We start from the raw sequence: 487 nt of genomic DNA on the forward strand, positions 1-487 counted from the left end.
TCAGGCGGCTCGTTGTTTTCGGCGGTGGTAGCTGGGGATGGGTTGTCGTGTGGGGTCGACGGTGTCGGGTGGGATGGCGTAGGGGTGGCCGTCGGTGCCCATGGCCAGTTGCCAGTGACCGTGGTGGACGAGGCGGTGGCATTCTCCGCAGACGAGGGCGAGGTTGTTCAGATCGGTGGTGCCGCCGTGTTCCCAGAATGCGATGTGGTGGGCTTGGCACCATGGGGCCGGGCGTCCGCACATCACGCAGCATCGGTCGCGGATGGTCAGGGCGGTGCGTTGGTTCTCGGTCGCCAGTCGGGTGGTCCGTCCGAGGGCGAGTGGGACGCCGTGGTGGTCGACGATGACGGGGGTCAGGTCGGCGTCGCAGGTGAGCAACTCGGCGAGGGTGCGGCTCATCGGCCCGGTCCAGTCGAGGTGGAACGGCCAGTGAACATCTCCCGGCCCCACCGTCGACTTCTGCCTGCCATCACCAGCACCAGCACCA

The 487-nt window shown here is 67.6% G+C and carries 1 protein-coding gene; it reads right to left on the reverse strand.

Translation table 11 applies throughout. The features are described 5' to 3' along the window. On the reverse strand, window positions 1-487 hold a 487-nt coding region (locus ACOQFP_RS00125), incomplete at its 5' end, for an HNH endonuclease (protein ID WP_421583085.1).

The sequence above is a fragment of the Rhodococcus sp. MALMAid1271 genome, from assembly GCF_049195265.1.
Classification (GTDB): Bacteria; Actinomycetota; Actinomycetes; order Mycobacteriales; family Mycobacteriaceae; genus Rhodococcoides.